We start from the raw sequence: 21,869 nt of genomic DNA on the forward strand, positions 1-21,869 counted from the left end.
CCAGCTTAGCACACCGTTTCGGCGGCTTCGCTTTCCTCGCTTTCGGCTTCCACCGCGTTTCCGCGTTTTCCGCCTCCCGGACTCTAGCAGATCTTCCGACCCGCTTTTCATCCGCTGCTTCGTGCTTTCCGCTTTCGAAACTCTCGTTTCTTCCGCTTCCGGCCCGCTGAGCTTAGCAGACCCGTTTTCCCGCCTACCCCGACCTCGCTTGATCACTCTCGCGATGTCGGCGGCCGACGAGCCGCGCGTCGTGCTCCGGATCTCTCCGGCACTCGATGCTTCAACCCTAGCAGGTTTCCCCGGTAAAGCCGAATCACATTCCGAGAATGCGATTCCCAGTAATAAATGGCAGCACAAATAAAACCCCCGGAATTTGGATGATCAAATTCCGCGCGCTTCACAAGGGCTGTGTCGATAACTGGTTACACTGGGTCACACCCACGGAGACACCACAGGGACGGAGCAGCCAAAGGCCGTCCGCTTCAGGATGGATCGTTTGGGGTGTCAGTCGCGATGGGATCGGCCATCGCGCCGGTGTTGAGGGCGCGCCTGTCCGGATCTCCCGAAGTTGCGACTCGTACGAGCTTAAACCACCGTCTTGGACGGGTCAAGCCGGTCCCCTATACCCAGTGAAACGGGTCGGGAACCGGCTCGACGAGTGAACCTTCGGGGTGGCTGACGGTGCATCAACTGCCTTGTGTCAGGCGGTGATCTCCGCTGCGGCAAGGTTGCGCTTGCCGCGGCGCAGGAGGGCCCAGCGGCCGTGCAGCAGGTCGGACGCGGTGATCATCGCGTCCTCGTCGGTCACCTTGGCGTTGTTGAGGTAGGCGCCGCCCTCCTTGATGGTGCGCCGGGCACCGCCCTTGCTCGGGGCGAGGCCGGTGGCCACCAGGGCGTCGATCACCGTCGGGCCCTCGGGCAGTTGTGCGCTGGGGAGTTCGGCGACGGCGGAGCGCAGGGTCGGCTCGTCGAGTGCGGTCAGGTCGCCCTGGCCGAACAGTGCCTTGCTCGCCTCGACGACCGCGACGCACTGGTCGGCGCCGTGGACCAGCGTGGTCAGTTCCTCCGCGAGGGCGCGCTGGCCGATCCGGGCGGCGGGGCGTTCCTCGCTGTCTCGTTCGAGGGTCTCGATCTCCTCGCGCGAGCGGAAGCTGAAGGTGCGCAGGTAGCGCGAGACGTCACGGTCGTCCGAGCCCAGCCAGAACTGGTAGAAGGCGTACGGCGTGGTCAGCTCGGGGTCGAGCCAGACCGTGCCGCCCTCGGTCTTGCCGAACTTGCTGCCGTCGGCCTTGGTGAGCAGGTTGGTGGTCAGCGCGTGCGCCTGGCCGTGCGGGTCGTTGCCGGTGATCCGACGGATCAGGTCCAGGCCGGCGGTGATGTTGCCCCACTGGTCGCTGCCGCCGATCTGGAGCGTGCAGCCGTACCGCTTGTAGAGCTCGACGAAGTCGTAGGACTGGAGCAGCACGTAGCTGAACTCGGTGTAGCTCATGCCCTCGCCGGAGAGGCGGGAGCGCACCGTCTCGCGGGCGAGCATCTGGTTGACGCTGAAGTGCTTGCCGATGTCGCGCAGGTACTCGACGATGCCGAGCTGCGCGATCCAGTCGTGGTTGTTCGCCATCACGGCGGTGTTCGGGTCGGTGCCGTCGAAGTCGAGGAACGCGGAGAGCTGGCCTCGGATCCGGTCGGTCCAGGCCTCGACGGTGGCGACCTCGTTCATCGCGCGCTCGGCCGAGGGCTTGGGGTCGCCGATCAGGCCGGTGGCGCCGCCGACAAGGGCGATCGGTCGGTGGCCGAAGAGCTGGAGTCGGCGCAGCGTCAGGATCTGGGTGAGGTGGCCGACGTGCAGGCTGGCCGCGGTCGGGTCGAACCCGCAATACGCCGTGACGGGACCGTCCGTGAACGCCTTCTTGAGCGCGTCCTCGTCGGTGGTCTGGGCCAGCAGGCCCCGCCACCGCAACTCGTCGACGATGTCCGTCACAGTGCCTGGTCTCCTCGATCGATGCCGATGTGCGGCATGGGGGTGCGGCGTGTGCCGCGAGTGCGGCTGTTGCAGCCGTTACAGGGTGCCCGACGGTCCGCCCTCGGCGCTAACCGCTTTGCCGGGCCGCGCCGGCGTCGGGGTCGGCGGCGGGCTCGGCGGCCGGCTTGGTGGTGCGCTTGCGTGGCTGGTGGGCTCGGTACGGGCTGACCGTCGGGTCGCCCGCGATGTGGAAGCGCCAGGGCTGGGTGGCTCCGCCGCCGCCGACGCCGGTACGTGGGCCGGTGCGGATCGCGGTGCGGGCGGGGGGTGTCCCGTACAGGACGCGGACCGGGCCGGTGGGGTCGCAGACGTCGGTGCCGTCCTGGGTGCGGTCCAGGGCCATCGCCATGGCCAGGCGGGCGGGGCCGGCGGCGAGGTCGGTGTCCTTGCGGGTGGTGGGTCGACGGGCCCGGGCCAGGGCGGTCCCGGTGATGATCTCGCCGGCGCGCAGCAGTACCCCGGATGCGCGCTCGGGTGGGCCGCAGACCAGGTTGGCGCAGTAGTACATGCCGTAGGTGAAGTAGACGTACAGGTGGCCGGGCGGGCCGAACATCGTGGCGTTGCGGGCGGTTTTGCCGCGGTAGGCGTGCGAGCCGGGGTCGTTGGCGCCGTCGTATGCCTCGACCTCGGTCAGCCGTAGTTCGACCGGCCCGGCCTCGGTCTCGTGCACGACGATTCGGCCGAGCAGATCGGCGGCGACGGCCAGGACCGGGCGGTCGAAGAAGGAGCGCGGCAGCGGATCGTTCGGGTCGGCGGTGGGGGCACGCATGACGAGCCAGCTTACGGCCGGGCGCACGTGATGGAATGGGCGGCCGAGACGATCATCGGGGAGGACACATGGTTTTCAAGAAGCTGATGGCGAGCATGGGCGCGGGCGGCGCCTCGGTCGAGACCGAGCTGCACGGTGCGCACACCACGCCGGGCGGTGTGGTCGAGGGACACGTCCGGATCCAGGGCGGCAAGGTCGACCAGCGCATCGAGGGCCTGTATGTCGGGTTCCAGGCGGTCGTCGAGGTGGAGACCCAGGACGGCGAGCAGCGGCGGAACGTGGAGTTCGGCCGGCAGCAGATCGGCGGCGAGTTCGAGCTGCGCGAGGGCACGACGCACGACGTGCAGTTCCGGCTGCCGGTGCCGTGGGAGACGCCGCTGACCACGTTCCGCGGGGTGCAGCTCCGCGGCACCACGGTCGGGGTGCGGACCGAGTTGGCCATCGACCGGGCGATCGACAAGGGCGACCTGGACCCGGTCTCGGTGGACGCGTTCCCGGCGCAGGCGCTGATCCTCGACGCGTTCGGGAATCTGGGTTTCCACTTCAAGGCCGCCGACCTGGAGCAGGGGCACATCCGCGGGGTCGATCAGCGGCTGCCGTTCTACCAGGAGATCGAGTTCGCCCCGCCGCAGGCGTACGCGCGCGGTATCAACGAGGTCGAGCTGACCTTCGTGTCGGCCGAGCACGCGACCGAGGTGATCCTGGAGATCGACAAGAAGGGCGGCGCGCTCTCCGGTGGGAGCGACGCGATCCGGCGGTTCACCGTCGATCACGGTACGGCGCAGCAGACCGACTGGAACGCCTACCTGCACGGCTGGTTCCAGGAGCTCGGTCAGCGCCGCGGCTGGTTCTAGTCCGCGCGTAGTCGGGGACGGGCGGCGGCCCGGGTGTCAGGCGTCCAGGAGCACGCGTACCCGGGCCGCCCAGTCCGCCTCGAACTTCGCCCGGGACAGACCGGTGGCCCTGTCCAGCGCCGCGTCCACGGCGGCGGGCGCCGGGTCGGCGTAGACGGCGGTGACGAAGCCGTACACGGCCAGGCCGCCGCCGAGTTCCTCGATCCGGCGGATCGCGAGGTGGGCGAGTTCGTAGGCGGCGGCGTTGGCGACGGTGTCGGCCTGGTACAGCTCGTTGTCCGTGGGCAGCTTGCCGGTGAACCGGTTCGTGGCGACGTAGGTCCTGGCCTCGTACAGCTCGTCGGTGCCGAGCAGGGTGCGGCCGCGTAGTGCGAGCCAGTCGGCGAAGCCCTCGACGACCCACACGGGTTGGTCCTGGTTGGGCACCTCGGTGCGCAGCGGGGTGACCAGTGCGTGGGCCATCTCGTGGCGCAGCAGTTCGCCCAGGCGTCGGGGGTTGGGCGAGGTGAACCAGCCCGAGGTGGTGTCGAGCACGATCCGCGAGCCGCCGAAGCGGCCCTTGCCGGCCGGGTCGATCGTGCGCAGCGCGTAGGTGAGGCCGGATTCCTCGCCGTGTTCGCCGGTGCGCCCGCCGTACAGCCGGTAGAAGGTGTCGCGGTCGGCGACCGGGACGATGACGAAGCCGGGGGCGGTGCCGGGTGGGCCGCCGTCCGCCCATGTCTCGATGTCGGCGCGCGCGGCCTCCTCGGCGTCGTCGGCCAGTTGTTCGGCGCCGGCGGCGGTGGTCGGGTCGGCGAGCACCACGACGTGGTCGCGGCGAACCACGGTCAGGTCGGCCTGGTCCCAGGGCGCGGGATAGTCGCGGGCGTACGCGTAGCCGGCTCCGTCGTAGGGGGTGCCGTCGACGGCCTCGATGACCAGTGGGGCGCCGGGTTCGGCGCGGACCACGGTCCAGCGGTAGCCCTCGCCGACGGTCGCGGTGTCGGCGGCGGAGATGCGGTGGTCGAAGGACACGTCCACGTAGGCGGTGATCCGCTCGCCGGCCCCGGGCATGGTCTGCACCGTCTCGACGCGGTAGCCGAGGTGGTCGAAGGAGACGCGGCCGAGGTTGTGGAACAGGCGCTGCTGGCCGCTGACCAGTTCGGGGATGTGCGGGTCGAGGTCGGCGGTGAAGCCCTGCGCGTCCCGGCCGATCAGGGCCTTGGTGCGGCGGCCGACCAGTTCTTGGATGTCGGAGCTCGCGATGGTGGGACCGTGTGCGGGGGCGACCGGTGTCGCGGTGCCCGGGCGGGGGCCGCCGATCGCGCCGTCGGCGCCGCGCGGCTTGGCGCTGCCCGGGTCGCTGAGGGTGACGCCGAAGACGATCAGCGCGACGAGCGCCAGTACCAGCGCGGTCAGCGGCGCGGCGAGCCGGCGGACGGCGGATCGCGGCCGGGCCGGTGCGGGCCCGGGTGTCGCGCCGTCGGCGCCGCCCGCCCGATCGGCGGGCTCGGCGGATATGCCCGATGAGGCGTCGTCGGCACAATCGCCGGTTTCGTGCGTCGGCTGGGTCACGCCGGATGCCTCCCCCCTGTTGGCGCGAGGATACCTACGTGATCTTCGCCGGTTTGCCGGACGGTGAGAATAGGCTCGTCCGGACGAGGCGCCCGGCAGGCGGCCGGGTGCCGGTGAGCACGAGCGGAGTCTCGCGTGTCCGAGCCCATCAAGCCCTCGATGCCCTACGACTATCTGCCCGAGAAGCCGTCCTTCACGGTCACCAGTGGGGACCTGAGCGATGGTCTGACCCTGCCGACCGCCCAGGTCAGTGGCGTGATGGGCGCGGGCGGCGAGGACGTGTCACCGCAGCTGTCCTGGTCCGGCTTCCCGGCCGGCACCAAGAGCTTCGCGGTGACCTGCTTCGACCCGGACGCGCCCACGCACAGCGGGTTCTGGCACTGGGTCGTGGTGGACGTCCCGGCGGACGTCACCGAGTTGGCGAGCGGCGCGGGCGCGGCCGACGGCAAGGCGCTGCCCTCGGGCGCGTTCCACGTGCGCAACGACACCGGCGGCCCGGGCTACGTGGGCGCGGCGCCGCCGCCGGGGCACTACCCGCACCGGTACGTCTTCACGGTGCACGCGCTGGACGTGGACAAGCTCGGCGTGGACGAGAGCGCGACGCCCGCGTTCGTCGGCTTCAATCTGTTCTCGCACACGCTCGCGCGCGCGGTTCTGGTCAACACGTACGCGCGGTGATCGCCGTGCCGCGGGCCCGCCGTTCACAAACGGCCGGCCCGGCACCGATTCCCGTCCGGTAATTGCGTTGTCCCGGTGATCGATCAAAAGGCACAGTGGTCGAGTTGTCCGTACTGACGGTTCGTCGAGTCGAAGGGTGCGCATGAGCGTCGCAGCACCACCCCAACGCTGAGCGCGTGGTCGCGCCCGGCCGGTTCGGTGCGCGTCCGGGTGTGCTCGCTTCTCCCCTCGTCGACCAGGTGAGGGGAGGTCGCATGCGGGAGACGTTGGTGCTGAACGCGACGTATCAGCCGCTGGCGACGGTGTCGTTCAAGCGCGCGCTCGTGTTGGTGTTGCAGGAGAAGGCGGTCGTCGAGCATGTCGATCCAGGCCGGGTGGTGCGGGCCTCGACTCTCGAGTTGCCGCTGCCGCGGGTGATCCGGTTGCTCAAGTTCGTCCGGGTACCGTTCCGACAACAGGCCGCTTGGTCTCGCCGGGGCGTGTTGCTCCGGGACAATCGGCGCTGCGCCTACTGCGGTGGGCGGGCGACCACGGTGGACCACGTGCTGCCGCGTTCGCGTGGTGGCGCGGACTCGTGGCTGAACACCGTCGCCGCGTGCGGGAGCGACAATCAGCGCAAGGCGGCCCGGACGCCGGCCGAGGCCGGGATGCGGTTGTTGTTCCAGCCGTACGAGCCGTCGGCGACCCGGGCGCTGGTGCTCGCGTTCGGCGTGGCCGACGTCGAGGGCGCGCAGTGGCTCGCCGAGCCGGCACGGGCGCCGGTGCTCGCGATGGGCGCCTGATCGGCCGCTCGGATGGGTGACGAGGCGTACAGGCCGCCGGGGTTCCTCACCCCGGCGGCCTTCGGCGTTTCGCGGCGTCCCACGGGTGCTTCGGGCGCGGGTGGCGGTCCGGATGTCAGACCGTCTTGCGGACCCAGGCCGCCCAGTCGGCGCGGAGCCGGTCCGGGGTGCTGTCGAAGGCGGCGGTCAGGGCCTCGTCGACGGAGTCGTACCGGCCGGTGACGACGTCCGTGTAGAACGTGCACACCCGTTCCGCGCCGTAGGTCCGGGCCAGGTAGCGCAGCATCAGGTGGGCCAGGTTGTAGGCGGTCTCGACCCGATCCTCGTCGGTGGTCTCGAAGTCGCTCTCGGCGGGCAACTCGCCGGTGAAGCGGCCCCGGTCGATCAGCGCGCGAATATTTTGGGTGATCACCGGCTCCAGCGGCCGGTCGGCCTCCGCCTGCCAGTCGGCGAACCCTTCGGCGAGCCAGGTGGGCAGGTCCGCGGCTCGGGCCGGCCGGGACAGCGGGGCGACCAGGGCGTGTGTCATCTCGTGGCGGAGCAGGATCGGCGCGAAGGCCGGGTCGCTCGCCAGTTGCCCTTCGTCCACCACCATCCGCACGCCGCCGATGGGCCGGTCGGTCCCGGGCAGGCCCAGCGCGTAGCCCGCCGCCCAGTCCTGCACCTCGCCGCTGTTGTACAGCTTGTCGAAGCCGGCCCGCGACGAGGTCAGCACGAGCGCGAAGCCGGGTGAGGTGCCGGGGCCGCCCTTCCACGCGCCGAGCGTGTAGACGGCGGCCCGTTCGGCCAGGTCCGCGTTGCGGCGCAGCGCGGCCGGGTCCGACCCGGAACCGATCAGCACGACGTGCGGGCGCCGTTCGACCCGGATGTCCCACAGGTCCCACGCGGCGGGATACCCGGCGAAGCCGGAGGTGGTGTCGGCGTCGGCCGCGCCGTCGGCGCCGACGAGGGTGCACGGGTCCTCGGGGCCGGCGCAGCGCGCCTTCCAGAGGTAGATCTCCGGGACCGGGCCCAGGTCGACGCCGGTGATGGCGTGCTCGAAGCGCACCTGCGCGGTCACCGTGACCGGCCACGCGGCGGCGGTGCCGGCGTGCTTCGGGTCGGAGCCGTCGGCGGTGACCACCTCCTCGGTGCCCAGGACGCGCCAGCGGGCGGTGTCGAACGGCATCTTGCGCAGGTTGCCGAAGAGTCGGCGCTGACCGTCGACGAGGGCCTTGTCCTGCTGGTCCACGCCGGCCAGGAAGCCCGTCTCGTCCCCGCGTTCGAAGGTTGTCGAGCGGTTCGCGGCCAGGGCCCGCATCCGGGCGGACACGCGCGAGTCGATCCCGTCCGGGGTCGGGGTCGCGGCGGCGCCGGGTGCGCCCGGGACGCGGGAGGCGGTGCGGTCCGGGAGGCGGCCCGGTGTGGGCCGGTCGTGGTCGAGCACCCGTTGGGCCGTGTCGAGTCCGACGAGGCGACCCCCGGCGGACACCGCGCCGACGACGAAGGAGAGCGAGAGCAGGGCGCCCAGCAGGGCGACGCAGATCGCCCACGGTCGGGACCGGCGCGGCTCGACGGCGTCCGGCCACGGCCCGGACGGGTCGCCCGAGCGCACGTCAGTTGCCCACCTTGGTCTTGACGTACTTGGCCCAGTTGCTCTCGAAGGTGTCCCGGTCCTGGCCGGTGGCCTCCTTGAGCGCGGCCTCCAGGGCGGCCGGGGTGGAGTCCTTGTACACCGCGACGACGAAGTCGTCGGCCTTGGCCGCGCCGTACTTCTCCGCGATGTAGCGGATGGCCAGCATGCTGTAGTGGTAGCCGACCGTGGAGGTCTTGGCGTCGGCCGAGTTGACCTCGGTGTCGGTGGGCAACTTGCCGGAGAACTTGCCCGCCCGGACCTGCGCGCGGGCGTCGGGCTGGAACCACTCGGCCAGCGAGAGGTCGGTCCAGGCCAGGTATTCGGCGAAGCCCTCGGAGACCCACAGCGGCGGCCCTTCGCCGCCGCGCTCGAACTCGGCGACCATCGCGTGCCCGAGCTCGTGCCGGAGCAGGTGCATCTGCTGCTCGCCGTCGCCCTTGGCGAACATCTCGTCCGAGCCGTCCAGGGTGATCCGGCTGCCGGCCATCGGCTGGTCGCTGCCGGTGGGGCGGGCGGGCGGCATGGTGCGGCACACCCCGGTGACGTTGGGCAGGTCGTTGCCGGACAGCGCGCGGGTGAAGGTCTCGTGGTCGGGCGTGATGTAGATGACGTAGCGCTGCGGCGTGATGGCCGGGCCCTTCCACACCGCCAGGTTCTTCTTCAGCGCGCTCTCGGCCCGATCGGCCCAGGCGGCGCCCTTGCTCTTGTTCTTCGCCGGTACGGCGACCAGCACGTGCGGGCGTTCGATCAGCGCGAGTTCGTCCTCGTCCCAGGGCGCGGGGTAAGCGTTGCCGCCGCCTCGGGTCGAGCCGCCGGTGATCTTGGTGATCAGCAGCGGTGCGTCCACCGCGGCGCGGGAGAGGGTCCAGATGTAGCGCTCGGCGATCGGCTCGCTGTCCACGCCGGTGATCTGGTGGGCGAACACCACGTTCACGTCACGGGTGAGCGGGCCGGCGTCGGTGCCCGGGTCGATGCTCGCGTTCGGTGGCCGGAACTCGACGCTGGTGAACGGGAAGAGCCGCAGGTTGCCGAACAACCGACGCTGCGCGGCCACGAGTTCGGTGGCGGCGGGGTCGATCCCGGCGACGAACGCGTCGGCGTTGCCGGACTTGAGGGCCTGGGTGCGGTTGTCGGTCAGGAAGGCCACGTCGGACGTCGCGATCCGGGTGACCGGCGGCTTCTTGTCCTCGGGCTTCGCGGAGGTTTCGGCGTCGTTCCGCTCGGCGATGGGCGCGGTGGCCGGGGAGGAGGGTGGGTCGAAGACGCCGCCGACGGCGAGGGACGCGAGCAGCGCCAGGATCGCGACCACGCCGCCGACCGCGGCCAGCCGGCGCCGACGGGTGTTGCGGCGCTGCTGGTCGGCGGGTGGTACGTACGGGAGGGGGCCGAAGAAGCCGACCTGGGTGGGGAACTCGGGTGCCGCGAGGCCCTGTGGAGGGCCGTAGGGGGTGCCGGCCGGCGGTGCGGCGGGTCTGGGGGGTGCGGCGGGCAGCGCGGGCTCGGTGCGCGCGGTCGGCGCGGCGGGCTCCGCCGGCGCGCTCGGGGATGGGGCCCCGGCGGATATGGCGCCGGCGTCGACACCGTCGCCGCCGGGTATCGCCTCCGGCCGGGGTGCGGAGATCACGTGCCCGGTCGAGGCGGCGGGCGGCGGCGCGACTGTCTCGGACCCGCCGGGCGCCGGCGCGGCCTCGGGCCGGTGCGGCTCGGGCACGGCGGGATCCGCACCGCCGGGCTCCGCCGGTGCGGACGGGCTCGCGGACGGGCGTTCGGACGTCCCCATGTCCGGGCGCTCGGGCCGCTGTTCGGCTTCGGACTCGGTGGGTCCGGTGGTCGAAGCGTCGGTCGGCGGGTGTGTGCCGCCGTCGTTCGCGTTTTTGGGCATGTCGGACATGCCAGTCCTCCCCTGGACCGCCGGCCCGATGATTCCGCCCCCGGCCCCGGATCGGCGATCCGATCATGTGTTCGCCGAGGTTATCGACGTGCCCGGACACCGTCGGCACGGGGTCCGCACGCTGTCTTGTGCGGTGCTCGCGGGTGGTCGGCCGGCCGACTCGGCCCGTACGTAGTCTGCCCAGTCGGCCTCGAACCGAGCCCGGTCGAGTCCGGTCGCCGCCTTGATCGTCTCGTCCGCCGAGGCCGGGTCCGCGTACATGGCGACGACGAACGCGTCGGCCTTGGCGGCCCCGGGCGTGGGCGCGGAGCCGGGCGCAGGGGCGGGCAGTTCGTTGGCGGTCGGCGGTGATTCGCTCACGCGTGCGAGCCGAGGTTATCCGGCTCCCCCGGACCCGTCGAGCCGGTATCGCACGTGGTGACGAGCGGTCGGTCAGGAGGCGGTGCCGGCCTCCACGGTGTCCGTGTCGGGGCCCGGGGTGGGGGTCGGCGTCGGGTCGGACAGGTCGAGGACGTGCCACGAGTCGGGGACCAGGTAGCCGGGCACGTCGTAGGAGGCCATCGGGTCCGCGGCCAGGCCCTCGACGCGCGTGGACGAGCCGTCCGGGTGGGCGAGTTCCTCGGTGTAGCGGAAGTGCAGGTGGCCGTGTGCGGCCAGCGCGGGGCGGTAGGCGTCCACGAGGCGCTGGACGCGGCGCTGGTTGGGCAGGCAGCGCGGGTCGCCCTTGCGGTTGAACTCGGGCGCGGTGCGCAGCGGTTTGTCGTGCGTGAACAGCACGTCGACGGGCGAGGGGTCGGCCAGGATCGCGTCCACGTCGGCGTCCGTGGCCTCCTCCTCGGGGAACCACAGGGCGCCCGCGAAGTCCGGCACCTCGCCGGGCGGGCGGCCCGCACCGCGCCGGAAGCCCTCCTTGCGCAGCGCCCTCTCGTACCGCCGACGCTCCTCGGCGAGCCGCTGTTCGCGATCCAGCGAGAGCGCGCCGCCGAACGCGAGGAAGTTCCTCCCGTGCCAGGACCAGCGGTGTCCGCGCGGCGCGTAGCGCACCCGGGTGCGCACGATCAGGAAACCGTGCTCGTCGCGGTCGTCGCCGTAGGACTCCGTCAGCAGCGAGGTCTTGTCGTGGTTCCCGTCCAGGAAGTACACGTCGATGCCGCGCGAGCGGGCCGAACGGTTGACCGCATCCAGGTAGCGGACGCCGGACGCCTCGTGCTCCCAGTAGCCGAAGTCGCCGAGCTGGAAGATCAGATCGACGTCGAGCTGCACGGCGGCGTCGAGCAGCCGCCGCACGTGCCCGGTGTTGCCGTGCGTGTCACCGGCCAGCAGGATCCGCATCGTGAGTCCCCGCCCTTCCACCCCGTTTTCGCGTGCGTGTACGCCCGCCCCCGAGGTCCATCATCGGTGATCGGGCGACGACCCGTCCGGGGTATCTCCCCAGGACTCGGGTGTCGGGCCCGGACAGGACCTAGGCGCCGGGGGGTACGAATGGCAGGCCGGGGGGAGCGCCCGCGGTGATGAGGCGGTCCACCGCGGCGTTGTCGAGGTGGTCGGCGACCAGATCGCCCAGCGCGTCCAGGCGGCTCTGCCGGGCCGCCTCGAACGAGGTGTCCGGCGACACGACGAACCGACGGCCCGTCAGCTCGGCCGTCCGGGCCAGGAAAGCGCGGCGGAAGCCGTCGTTCTCCAGCGCGCCGTGCCACAACGTGCCGGTCACCGCGCCGACCCGACAGCCGTCCAGCGCACCGCCGTCGGCGGCGGTGAACAAGGGCTCGCCCGCCTCGACGTCGACGACGCCGTGGTGGATCTCGTACGCGCTCACCGGCTCGCCGTCGGCGAAGCCGCGTGGACGGGCCAGCGTCTTGGCGGCGGCGAAGCGTATCCGGACCGGGAGCAGGCCGAGCCCGGCCACGGTGCCCGCGCGGCTCTCCACGTCGTCGTGGATCTCGTGCCCGAGCATCTGGTAGCCGCCGCAGATCCCGAGCATGGGCCGGCCCTCGGCGGCGCGTCGGGCCAGCGCGGTGTCCAGGCCGCGCTCGCGCAGCCAGGCCAGGTCGGCGACGGTGGCGCGGGTGCCGGGCAGGACCACCAGGTCGGCGTCGGCGATCTCGCCCGGTGTGCTCACGAATCGGACCACGACGCCGGGTTCGACGGAGAGCGCGTCGATGTCGGTGAAGTTGCTGATCCGGGGCAGCCGGACCACCGCGACCCGCAGGACGTCTTCGCCGAGCGGCGGTTCCGGGGTGCCGCGGTCGGCGTCCAGGGCGAGCGAGTCCTCCACGTCCAGCCACAGGCCGCCCAGGAACGGCAGCACGCCCAGGACCGGACGCCCGGTGAGTTCGCGCATCCGGGTCAGCGCCGGGTCGAGCAGCCGGGCGTCGCCGCGGAACTTGTTGATCACGAAGCCGCAGACGAGTGCCTGGTCCTCGCGCGAGAGCAGCGCGAGGGTGCCGAAGAAGGACGCGAAGATGCCGCCCCGGTCGATGTCGCCGACCACGAGCACCGGCAGGTTCGCCGCCCGGGCCAGACCCATGTTGGTGATGTCCCGGTCGCGCAGGTTGATCTCGGTGGGGCTGCCCGCGCCCTCGCACACCACCACGTCGTAGCGCGAGCGCAGATCGGCCAGCGACTCGAGCACGGCCTCGAACAGACGCGGCTTCAGGTCGCGGTAGTTCAGCGCGCCGACCTCGGCGATCGGCTTGCCGAGCAGCACGACCTGACTGCTCATCAGCCCACCGGGCTTGAGCAGTACCGGGTTCATCACCGCCTCCGGCTCGATCCGCGCCGCGGCGGCCTGCATCGCCTGCGCGCGCCCGATCTCCGCGCCGTCAGCGGTGACCATCGAGTTGAGCGACATGTTCTGCGCCTTGAACGGCGCGACCTTGACGCCCTCGCGCGCGAGCCGTCGGCACAGTCCGGCGACCACGACGCTCTTGCCCGCGTCGGAGGTGGTGCCGGCCACCAGGAGGGCGCCGTTCATCGGGTTGCCTTTCGGGTACGCGGTGCCGTGCGGCCGGCGACGTCCCGGCCGGTGTCGGCGACGGGGTCGACGATCGGCGCGGCGCGGGTCATCGAGGTGTCCTGCGGGTGCGCCACGCGGCGCGGGCGGCGACGAAGGCGACGGCCATCGCTGCGGCGCCCAGGCCGACGGTCGCGGAGAGCCGGTTGGCGCGATCGATGTCGGTGGGGCTCGGCGGCGGGCCGTCGCCCAGTCGCGGGCGGTCCTCGGTGCGGCCGGCGTAGACGTTGCGACCGCCCAGCGCGACGTCCAGCGCGCCGGCGGCGGAGGCTTCGCAGCGGCCCGCGTTGGGGCTGGGGTGACTGCCGCCGTCGCGGCGCAGCACGGCCCACGCGCGGGCCCGGTCGCCGCCGACGACCGGGGCGACGGCGACGGTGAGCAGGCCGGTCAGGCGCGCGGGCAGCCAGTTGGCGGCGTCGTCCAGGCGGGCCGAGGCCCAGCCGAAGTTCTCGTGCCGCGGGGTGTGGTGGCCGACCATCGCGTCGAGGGTGTTGATCGCGCGGTAGCCGAGCAGGCCCGGGATGCCCGCGACGGCGCCCCAGAACAGCGGGGCCACGACGGCGTCGGAGGTGTTCTCGGCGACCGATTCGACCACGGCTCGGGCGATGTCCTTGTCGTCCAGGCGAGCCGGGTCGCGGCCGACTAGGCGGGGCAGCGCGGCCCGGGCTGCGGGCAGGTCGCCGGCCACCAGCGGCGCGGCGATCACTCGGGCCTCGCGACGCAGGGTGGTGCCGCCGAGGACGGCCCACGTGCAGCCGGCGGTGACCGCGATGGTCGCGAGCGGCCGGCCGGCGATCGCGCGGCGCAGCCCCAGGCCGAGGGTGGCGGTGGCACCGACGCACAGCGCGGTGTAGGCGACGCCGCGCGCGCGGTCGTCGGCGTGCATGGCCCGTTCCAGCCGGCCGGCCACGGCGCCGAAGCCGGCCACGGGGTGACCGCGCCGGGGGTCGCCGAAGGCGGCGTCGAGGAGGACGCCTGCGGCGAGGCCGACAGCGGTGGAAGTCGCGTGCGCGGGCATCCCGGCATCGTTTCACGGGGGCGTGACGTCACCTCGACGGGGTGCGACCACCGGGCGCCGGGCTTCGAGGCTCCCGGGCTTCGACGCTCCGGGGTTCCGGAACGACGTGGGACCACGCGTGCGTTGGGCTAGCCCAGCGCCGGTTCCGCGCGGCGCGGCCGGGGCACCAGTTCGCCGCCGCAATTGGGGCACGTGTCGTCCATCGTGGCACTGCACGGTTCGCAGAAGGTGCACTCGTACGAGCAGATCCGAGCCGGGCTCGTCGCGGCGAGCGCCACGTCGCATCGTTCGCACTGCTCGCGCATCTCCAGGGCCATCGGGCCGCCTCCCCGGTAGTGCCGTTCGGGAGGATCAGGGTATCCAAAGCGGCCCTCGCGGCAGCGGCGGAACGACCTCAGAGCAGCAGTCGGACGACCGCGATCAGACCCACCACGACGATCACCGCCCGCAGCACGGTCGGCGGGAGCCGGCGGCCAACCTTGGCGCCGACCTGCCCGCCGATCACCGAGCCGAGCGCGATCAGTAGGACCACCCACCACGCGACGTCGGCGACGAGCATGAACACGATCGCGGCGACGCCGTTGACGATGCCGGCGAGCACGTTCTTGACCGCGTTCATGCGTTGCAGGTTCTCCGCGATGAACACGCCGAACAGCGCGAGCAGCAGCACGCCCTGCGCGGCCCCGAAGTATCCGCCGTAGACGCCGGTCGCGAACACGGCCACCCACAGCAGCACACCGCCGTGGCGGGGGCCCTCCTCGCCCGCTCCGCTGTCGGCACGCCGGGCTGCGAGTCGCTTGGCCAGCCGCGGTTGCAGCACCACCAGCACCAACGCCAGCACGATCAGCGCGGGCACGATCGCCTTGAACGCGTCGTCGGGCAGGGTCAGCAGCAGGATCGCGCCGGCCAGCCCGCCGAGCAGCGAGGCCGCCCCGAGTCGGATCAGCCTGGGCCGCTGGCCCGCGAGTTCGCGGCGGTAGCCGATCGCGCCGCTGATCGACCCGGGTACCAGGCCGATCGTGTTCGACACGTTGGCGGTGACCGGCGAGTAGCCGAAGGCGAGCAGTACCGGGAAGGTGATCAGCGTGCCGGATCCGACCACCGTGTTGATCCCGCCGGCCGCGATGCCCGCGGCGAAGATCGCCAAAGCTTCCAACCAGCCCATGTCCACCCGCTTCGCCGCGATGATCCTGGCGTCGGGAGGACATCGAGCTTCCCCCCGTGGCCGTAACGCCAGTGATCATCGCAGCCCGCGACTCGACCTCAACGTTGTGGTCGGTGACCGCGCTCGATGTGCGGGGGTTCCACGTCGCCGGCCGGCGGGGTGCCGCGGCGCTGCGGCTCGATCGGCGGCTGGGCCGGAATGGTCGGCGGGTCGGCGGGCGGGCGCGGCGGCGTGGAGGCGCCGTTGCCGGCCGGCGGCTTGCGGACCGGCGCCGTGGAGGTACCCGAACCGGGCCAGGCCGGCTCCTCCTCGACCGGCACCTGCGGTACCCGGTGGGCCGGGCCGGAGCCGTTCTGGGACAGGTTGCCGACCGCGTCGCCGATGCCCTCCAGGGCACGGGTGACCTCGCTGGGCAGGATCCACAGCTTGTTGGAGCTGCCCTCGGCGATCTTCGGCAACATCTGGAGGTACTGGTAGGCGAGGAGCTTGTTGTCCACCTCGCCGGCGTGGATCGCCTCGAAGACGGTCTCGATCGCGCGCGCCTCACCCTCGGCCCGGATCACCGCGGCCTGGCGCTCACCCTCGGCGCGCAGCACGGCGGCTTCCTTGTCGCCTTCGGCGGTGAGCACCTGCGAGCGCTGGTGGCCCTCGGCGGTCAGGATCGCCGCGCGCTTGTCCCGCTCGGCGCGCATCTGCTTCTCCATCGAGTCCTGGATGGAGGGCGGCGGCTCGATCGCCTTGAGCTCGACCCGGTTGACCCGGATGCCCCAGCGGCCGGTCGCCTCGTCGAGCACGCCGCGCAGCCCCGCGTTGATCTCCTCGCGCGAGGTGAGCGTCTGTTCGAGGTCCATGCCACCGATGATGTTGCGCAGCGTGGTGATGGTGAGTTGCTCGATCGCCTGGATGTAGTTGGCGATCTCGTAGGTGGCCGCGCGCGGGTCGGTGACCTGGAAGTAGATGACGGTGTCGATCTGAACGACGAGGTTGTCCTCGGTGATCACCGGTTGCGGCGGGAAGGGAACGACCTGTTCACGCAGGTCGATCATCTGCCGGATGCGGTCGATGAACGGTACGAGGATGTTGAGTCCGGCGTGCAGCGTGCGGGTGTAGCGCCCGAATCGCTCCACGATGGCGGCACTCGCCTGGGGGATCACCTTGACCGTCTTGACCAGGGCGACGACCACCAGCAGTACGAGTACGACCAGGACGATGACGGCGGTGGCCTTCACGATCTCTCCCGAGGTCCTGCTTGCCTGTGGCTGCCTTCGAATTCCAAGGCTGGTTCGAGCGTAGGGGTTCGCGGGCCGGCGTGGGGCGTCAACACGGTTGGCGCAACGATCCGGGTCTCACATCACCACGGCGGTCGCGCCCACGATGTCCGCGACGTCCACCCGGCTGCCGGGCTCGAACACGGCGGTCGCGTCCAGGCTGCGGGCGGACCAGACCTCGCCGTTGAGCTTGATCCGGCCACCGTGCTCGTCCACGCGTTCCAGCACCACGGCGCTGGTGCCCTTGAGCGCCTCGATGCCGGTGCGTGCTCCGGGCGTGTTGTCGTGCCGGACCACGATCGGTCGCACGAACACGAGCAGCGCGATTGAGACGACCGCGAACACGACGGACTGGATCAGGAAGTTGCCGCCGAGTCCGGCCGCCGCGGCGGCCGCGGCGGCGCCGACCGCGAACATGCCCATCTCCACGAAGGAGGTGAGCACGCCGAAGATGCCGAACGCCCCGACCGCGATGAGCCACCACATCCATGCGTCCACGTGTTCATCGTAGATCGTGGGCGCGTCGGGCAGCAGGCGGTTCTCGGCCGAAACGATCAGCGCCGAACGCGCGCCCGGGGTCAGCCCTGCGCTTCCGGCGCCTCCGGCATCGGCAGGCCGCGCGCGGACCAACGCCCGTACTGCTGCTCGACGATCAACGGCAGGCCGAAGCAGTGCGAGAGGTTGCGCGAGTTGAGCGTGTCGGCGATCGGGCCGGCCGCGAGCACCCGTCCCTGACTGATCATCAGGATGTGCGTGAAGCCGGGCGGAATCTCCTCGACGTGGTGGCTCACCAGGATCATCGACGGCGCGTACGGGTCGGCGGCCAGCGTGCCGAGCCGGCGGACCAGGTCCTCGCGCCCGCCCAGGTCCAGACCGGCGGCCGGCTCGTCCAGGAGCAGCAGTTCGGGGTCGGTCATCAACGCGCGGGCGATCTGTACCCGCTTGCGCTCGCCCTCGGACAGGGTGCCGAAGCGGCGGTCGACGTATTCGGCCATGCCGAGTTGGTCGAGCAGTCGGCGGGCGCGCTGCTCGTCCTCGGCGTCGTAGCGCTCGTGCCACTTGGCGGTCATCCCGTAGGCCGCGGTGAGCACGATGTCCAGCACCCGCTCGCGCCGGGGCAGCTTGTCGGTGAGCGCGGCCGAGGCCATGCCCACGCGCGGGCGCAGTTCGAACACGTCGACCGTGCCGAGCTTCTCGCCCAGTACCGCGACGGCGCCGGTGGTGGGGAACAGATAGGTGGACGCCAATTGCAACAGGGTGGTCTTGCCCGCGCCGTTGGGTCCGACGACGATCCAGCGTTCGCCTTCCGCGACCGACCAGGTGACCTGGTCCACCAGAGGGCGACCGTCGCGCACCACCGATACGTCAACCAGTTCGAGAACGTCGCTCATCGCCTGCCAGCTCCCCATCGTGCGCTACGCCGCCGGGCGGCATCCCCTTGTGTGGGATCGCCGCCTCGCTCCGTGGTCCGCGTTGTTGCACCCGGTCCGGGAGAAACCTATGACACCGAGCCGCCTCCGGTCGTGTCCGGGAGCGTTGTGACGCCCCTTAGGCTTGTCCGCATGCTTGCCGAACCTCGCTCCGGACTTCTCGTCGCATGGGGCAATGCCCTGTTGGCCGGGCACGTTCCGCCGGACGACGCGGTGTCCGAGATCGTCGGAACGGACGAACCGCATCGGGTGACGGGTGTGCCCGGCGAGAGTGTGCCGGTCGGCCTGTCGCTGGCCCTGGGTCGGCTGCGCGCGCTGGGCGTGACCGGTCTGCGATTGGCCCTGCCGGTGGCGGGCGATCCGCTGGCGCTGCCCGGCCCGCCCGCGTTCAACGACCTCGCCCTGGACGCCGGCGAGACGGCCATCACGGTCGGCGCGCCGGACGTCGCGTACGGCCTGGTGCCCGAGGTGACCCGGCACGGCACCGACGGCGACGCGACGGTGCGGGTCGCGTGGCGCATGCTCGAGGTGAGCGACCGGCCCGCTCAGGGGCCGTTCCTGGCCGAGGCGGAGCGCGAGCTGGCCGAGGCGATGCGGGACGCCGTCGAGGACCTGACCCGGCTCGACGTGGCGGGCAGCGGTCCGGCCGCGCAACGTGCCCTGGCCGGGCTGTACCGCAAGGACTCGGACACCCGGGTCGCGCCGGGGCATCCCGGTCGGGCCGGCCGGGTGCTCGACCAGGCCCGCCGGATCCACGCGGTACTGAGCGTGGCCTGCGCCGAGGACGGCGCGGCGGTCAGCGCGGCCGAGATGTCCGCGCGGCTCGGCGCGCTCGCGCCGCTGGAGCGGGCCTGCCGCCGGGCGATGGTGGCGGCGTACGGCGCGGCCCTGGAGCCCGACCGCGCCTGAGCGGACACGAGACGCGCGCAGCGCGTGGAGCACGCTTCAGCTGCCGCGCTTGCGCTTGGTCTTCGGGTCGAGGCGGCGGAGCATCAGCAGGGCGATCAGGCCGTAGACCGCGATCTGGCCGGCCAGGATGCCGATGTTGCGGTACCAGACCTTCGGGTCGTGCTTCCACAGCGGATCCGGGGACTCGCCGGGTTTGCGCGGCAGTTGGGTGGCCAGATCTATCGTGCTGCCGGCCGCGGCGAAGGCCCAGCGGGCCGGGGCCAGCCAGGAGACCTGCTCGATGCCGGCCTTGCCGTTGAGCGGGAAAAGGCCGCCGCACAGCACCACTTGCACGATCGCGATGACCACAAGCAGCGGCATCGCCAGCTCCGCGCTGCCGATCGACGCGGAGACCACCAGGCCCACCGCCATCGCCGCTATCGCGGACAGCACCACCGCGATGCCGATCTCGATGATCGGCGGGCTGATCACCACACCCTCGGCGGGCAACTTCTGACCGACCAGCGCAACCGCGGTGAGCACCACGCCCTGGATCGCGGAGATCAGTCCGAGCACGATGATCTTGGAGCCGAGATAGGCGGACACCGAGAGCCCGGCGCTGCGTTCGCGCCGGTAGATCGCGCGTTCCTTGATCAGCTCGTTGACCGCCGTGGCGGTGCCCATCAGACCGCTGATCACGAACAGCACGAGCAGCTTGGTGGTCGCCTCCTGGTTCGAGCCCGGCGGCGATCCCTCCGGGCTGACCAGCTTGCCGGGGATCACCCGGCACAACATCCCCAGGAACAGCGGTGCTATCGCCAACAGCGCCAGGTACTTGCGGTCCGAGGAGATCACCGCGAGGTAGCGCCGGGACAGCGTGGTCAGCTGGGAGAACCAGCCCTGCGGCTTCGGCGGCTTGGCCTGGGGCCGATCGCCCTGCACGGCGTGCGCGCGATCGCGGCCGACCTCTATGTACCGCCCGTACAACTCGGAGCGCCGGAACGGACCCTCGTAGTCGCGGTCCGGCTCGTCGTCGAACATCTTGAAGACCTCGGGCCAGTCGCCCTTGCCGAAGAACGGCAGCGCCTCGTCCGGCGGTCCGAAGAAGGCGATCCGACCGCCCGGGGCGAGCACCAGCACGCGGTCGCAGACGTTCAGGCTGCGGGTGCTGTGCGTGACCACGATGACCGTACGGCCGTCGTCGGCGAGTTCGCGCAGTTTCTCCATCACCGAGCGCTCCAGGCCCTCGTCCAGGCCGGACGTCGGCTCGTCCAGGAACAACACGGAGGGCTTGGTGAGCAGTTCGACGGCGACGCTCACCCGCTTGCGCTGACCGCCGGAGAGGCTGCTGACCTTGGTGTCGGCGTACGGCGCCGTGGCGCCGCGCGGCATCTTGTCCAGGCTCAGCTCGCCGATCACCTCCTCGACCCGGCGCTCGCGCTCGGCCGCCTCGGTGTCCTCGGGGAAGCGCAGTTGCGCGGCGTAGCGCAGCGCGGTGCGCGCGGTGAGTTGGGCGTGCAGGATGTCGTCCTGCGGAACCAGGCCGATCCGCTGGCGCAGTTCGGCGTTGTTCGCGTACAGGTCGCGGCCGTCGTAGAGGATCTTGCCGCTGGCGGCTCGCCGGCTGCCGGTGAGCGCGCCGAGCAGGGTGGACTTGCCCGCGCCCGAACCGCCGACGATGGCAAGCAGGTTGCGCTCGGCGAGCGGGAAGGAGACGTTGTCGAGCAGGACCCGCTTGCCCGCCGTGACGGTGAGGTTCTGCACCTCCAGCGAGACCTCGCCGGTGTCGATGAACTCGCGTAGTTCCTGCCCGTCCAGCCGGAACGTGGCGTGCCCGATGCCGACCAGGTCCGCCTCGCCCAGCAGCGCGCGCTCGATCGGCTGACCGTTGAGGAAGGTGCCGTTGTGGCTGCCGAGGTCGACGATCTCGCGCCGGCCGCCGGGCGTGGTGCGCAATTCGGCGTGGTGCCGGGAGACCATCAGGTCGGTGAGCACCAGGTCGTTGTCCAGCGCGCGGCCGATCCGCAGGGTGCGCACCGGGAGCGGGATGACCATGCTCGGCGCCCGGTCCACGCTCGGGCGCGGATCCGCGTGCGGCCCGGCGCCGATCTGCGCGCGGCCCAACGGGCGTGCCGGCTCGGAGACTTGCCGGGGCGGCTCGGGCACATACGGCGGTTCGACCCGGCGCGGGGGTTCGGCGCGGCGCGGCGGCGGTTCGCTCCGGCGCGGCGGCTCGGGGATCTGTACGTGGTCGTGGTGGGCCGGCCGCGGCGGCACCACCTCGGTGACACTCGACTCCGGGGCCAGGCGCAGCGGGTCGCCGTCGTCCGGGTCGCCGAGCAGCACCTCGCAGCCTCGGCCGACGACCACGCGGTGCACCCGATTGCCGCGCACCCACGAGCCGTTGACGCTGTTGGTGTCGACGAACTCCCAGCCGTCGGGCCCCACCCGCAGGATCGCGTGTTGGCGCGACACCCGGCGGTCGTCGAGCACGATCGCGCAGGACGGGTCGCGGCCGACGACGTGTTCCCGCCCGGGATCCAGGATCACGGGTGCTCCGGCGCTGGTGCCGACGGTCAGGTGCGGCACTGCCGGTCCTTCTGGCGTATAGCTGTCCCCCACTCTTCGAGAGTGTAGGGACGCGCGGGCCTCGCGGGCAGCCTTTCTCATCCGGAAGGGCACCGAACCACTCCGAAGGGGGATTACAACATCAACTTCTCCGAATCGGGTGTGATCTCCTCCGATCATCCATCGATCGGATCTTTGCATTCATATCGTCGAGTCGAAGATCTGCCGCAATCGTGACCATCCGCCACTGAAACATGGCCGTGCGTAACCGCCGGTCGGGCGCCGACTTCCGCCGTCCGCACGGGTGGCAGTCCGGCCGAATCCGTTGACGCGCGGGTCGGGGCGCTCGATAGTCG

At 71.7% G+C, this 21,869-nt stretch carries 19 protein-coding genes; 4 read left to right on the forward strand and 15 right to left on the reverse strand.

Annotation, left to right across the window (positions count from 1 at the left end):
* Positions 1 to 700: 700 nt before the first annotated feature.
* Together tyrS and ACZ4FV_RS19825 are read right to left on the reverse strand one after the other, a co-directional pair.
* The gene (gene tyrS, locus ACZ4FV_RS19820; protein WP_465322995.1) at positions 701 to 1,978 is read right to left on the reverse strand and encodes a tyrosine--tRNA ligase; all 1,278 of its coding nucleotides are present in this window, start codon (positions 1,976 to 1,978) and stop codon (positions 701 to 703) included.
* Positions 1,979 to 2,087: 109 nt separating this feature from the next.
* Entirely contained in the window at positions 2,088 to 2,789 is a 702-nt protein-coding gene (locus tag ACZ4FV_RS19825; protein ID WP_402231569.1) for a DNA-3-methyladenine glycosylase, read from the reverse strand.
* Positions 2,790 to 2,857: 68 nt separating this feature from the next.
* Here ACZ4FV_RS19825 and ACZ4FV_RS19830 point away from each other — a divergent pair, with 68 nt between their 5' ends.
* Positions 2,858 to 3,643: a sporulation protein gene (locus ACZ4FV_RS19830; protein WP_402231571.1), complete on the forward strand. Its 786-nt coding sequence runs from the start codon at positions 2,858 to 2,860 to the stop codon at positions 3,641 to 3,643.
* Positions 3,644 to 3,679: 36 nt separating this feature from the next.
* On the opposite strand, the gene ACZ4FV_RS19835 is transcribed toward ACZ4FV_RS19830, so the two are convergent.
* Positions 3,680 to 5,197, reverse strand: a complete 1,518-nt coding sequence (locus ACZ4FV_RS19835; protein ID WP_395862770.1) for a hypothetical protein — start codon at positions 5,195 to 5,197, stop codon at positions 3,680 to 3,682.
* A 135-nt stretch (positions 5,198 to 5,332) separates the two neighbouring features.
* On the opposite strand from ACZ4FV_RS19835, the gene ACZ4FV_RS19840 reads away from it, so the two are divergent.
* Positions 5,333 to 5,875 carry a YbhB/YbcL family Raf kinase inhibitor-like protein gene (locus tag ACZ4FV_RS19840; RefSeq protein WP_402231573.1) on the forward strand — a complete coding sequence of 181 codons (543 nt, stop codon included), beginning with the start codon at positions 5,333 to 5,335 and terminating at the stop codon, positions 5,873 to 5,875.
* Positions 5,876 to 6,129: 254 nt separating this feature from the next.
* The gene (locus tag ACZ4FV_RS19845) at positions 6,130 to 6,657 is read left to right on the forward strand and encodes an HNH endonuclease (RefSeq protein WP_402231575.1); all 528 of its coding nucleotides are present in this window, start codon (positions 6,130 to 6,132) and stop codon (positions 6,655 to 6,657) included.
* 115 nt (positions 6,658 to 6,772) lie between these two features.
* Here the strand turns inward: ACZ4FV_RS19845 and ACZ4FV_RS19850 are convergent, their stop codons facing one another.
* From ACZ4FV_RS19850 to ACZ4FV_RS19900, 11 genes are all read right to left on the reverse strand, one after another.
* Positions 6,773 to 8,251: a peptidase MA family metallohydrolase gene (locus ACZ4FV_RS19850; RefSeq protein ID WP_402231576.1), complete on the reverse strand. Its 1,479-nt coding sequence runs from the start codon at positions 8,249 to 8,251 to the stop codon at positions 6,773 to 6,775.
* A 1-nt stretch (position 8,252) separates the two neighbouring features.
* Positions 8,253 to 10,163 carry a hypothetical protein gene (locus ACZ4FV_RS19855; protein ID WP_465322996.1) on the reverse strand — a complete coding sequence of 637 codons (1,911 nt, stop codon included), beginning with the start codon at positions 10,161 to 10,163 and terminating at the stop codon, positions 8,253 to 8,255.
* Between the two features lie 63 nt (positions 10,164 to 10,226).
* Entirely contained in the window at positions 10,227 to 10,523 is a 297-nt protein-coding gene (locus ACZ4FV_RS19860; RefSeq protein ID WP_395862760.1) for a hypothetical protein, read from the reverse strand.
* Between the two features lie 72 nt (positions 10,524 to 10,595).
* Positions 10,596 to 11,495 carry a metallophosphoesterase family protein gene (locus ACZ4FV_RS19865; RefSeq protein WP_395862758.1) on the reverse strand — a complete coding sequence of 300 codons (900 nt, stop codon included), beginning with the start codon at positions 11,493 to 11,495 and terminating at the stop codon, positions 10,596 to 10,598.
* 130 nt (positions 11,496 to 11,625) lie between these two features.
* A complete protein-coding gene (locus tag ACZ4FV_RS19870; RefSeq protein ID WP_402231581.1) occupies positions 11,626 to 13,137 on the reverse strand; it encodes a cobyric acid synthase in 1,512 nt (503 codons plus the stop codon).
* A gap of 88 nt (positions 13,138 to 13,225) precedes the next feature.
* Positions 13,226 to 14,194, reverse strand: a complete 969-nt coding sequence (locus ACZ4FV_RS19875; RefSeq protein WP_402231583.1) for a cobalamin biosynthesis protein — start codon at positions 14,192 to 14,194, stop codon at positions 13,226 to 13,228.
* A gap of 128 nt (positions 14,195 to 14,322) precedes the next feature.
* On the reverse strand, positions 14,323 to 14,511 hold the full coding sequence (locus ACZ4FV_RS19880) for a DUF1272 domain-containing protein (protein WP_395862751.1): 189 nt from the start codon (positions 14,509 to 14,511) through the stop codon (positions 14,323 to 14,325).
* Positions 14,512 to 14,588: 77 nt separating this feature from the next.
* The gene (locus tag ACZ4FV_RS19885) at positions 14,589 to 15,359 is read right to left on the reverse strand and encodes a sulfite exporter TauE/SafE family protein (protein WP_395862749.1); all 771 of its coding nucleotides are present in this window, start codon (positions 15,357 to 15,359) and stop codon (positions 14,589 to 14,591) included.
* Positions 15,360 to 15,457: 98 nt separating this feature from the next.
* Positions 15,458 to 16,588, reverse strand: coding sequence for an SPFH domain-containing protein (locus ACZ4FV_RS19890; RefSeq protein WP_395862747.1), 1,131 nt, complete (start codon positions 16,586 to 16,588; stop codon positions 15,458 to 15,460).
* Positions 16,589 to 16,705: 117 nt separating this feature from the next.
* Positions 16,706 to 17,113, reverse strand: a complete 408-nt coding sequence (locus ACZ4FV_RS19895; RefSeq protein ID WP_395862808.1) for an NfeD family protein — start codon at positions 17,111 to 17,113, stop codon at positions 16,706 to 16,708.
* Between the two features lie 92 nt (positions 17,114 to 17,205).
* Positions 17,206 to 18,018 carry an ABC transporter ATP-binding protein gene (locus ACZ4FV_RS19900; protein ID WP_395862745.1) on the reverse strand — a complete coding sequence of 271 codons (813 nt, stop codon included), beginning with the start codon at positions 18,016 to 18,018 and terminating at the stop codon, positions 17,206 to 17,208.
* Positions 18,019 to 18,189: 171 nt separating this feature from the next.
* Between ACZ4FV_RS19900 and ACZ4FV_RS19905 the strand changes: the two genes are divergently transcribed.
* Positions 18,190 to 18,966: a hypothetical protein gene (locus ACZ4FV_RS19905; protein WP_402231586.1), complete on the forward strand. Its 777-nt coding sequence runs from the start codon at positions 18,190 to 18,192 to the stop codon at positions 18,964 to 18,966.
* A gap of 36 nt (positions 18,967 to 19,002) precedes the next feature.
* Here the strand turns inward: ACZ4FV_RS19905 and ACZ4FV_RS19910 are convergent, their stop codons facing one another.
* Entirely contained in the window at positions 19,003 to 21,534 is a 2,532-nt protein-coding gene (locus ACZ4FV_RS19910; protein ID WP_402231588.1) for an FHA domain-containing protein, read from the reverse strand.
* Between the last annotated feature and the right edge of the window lie 335 nt (positions 21,535 to 21,869).

The sequence above is a fragment of the Embleya sp. NPDC025285 genome (assembly GCF_055558835.1).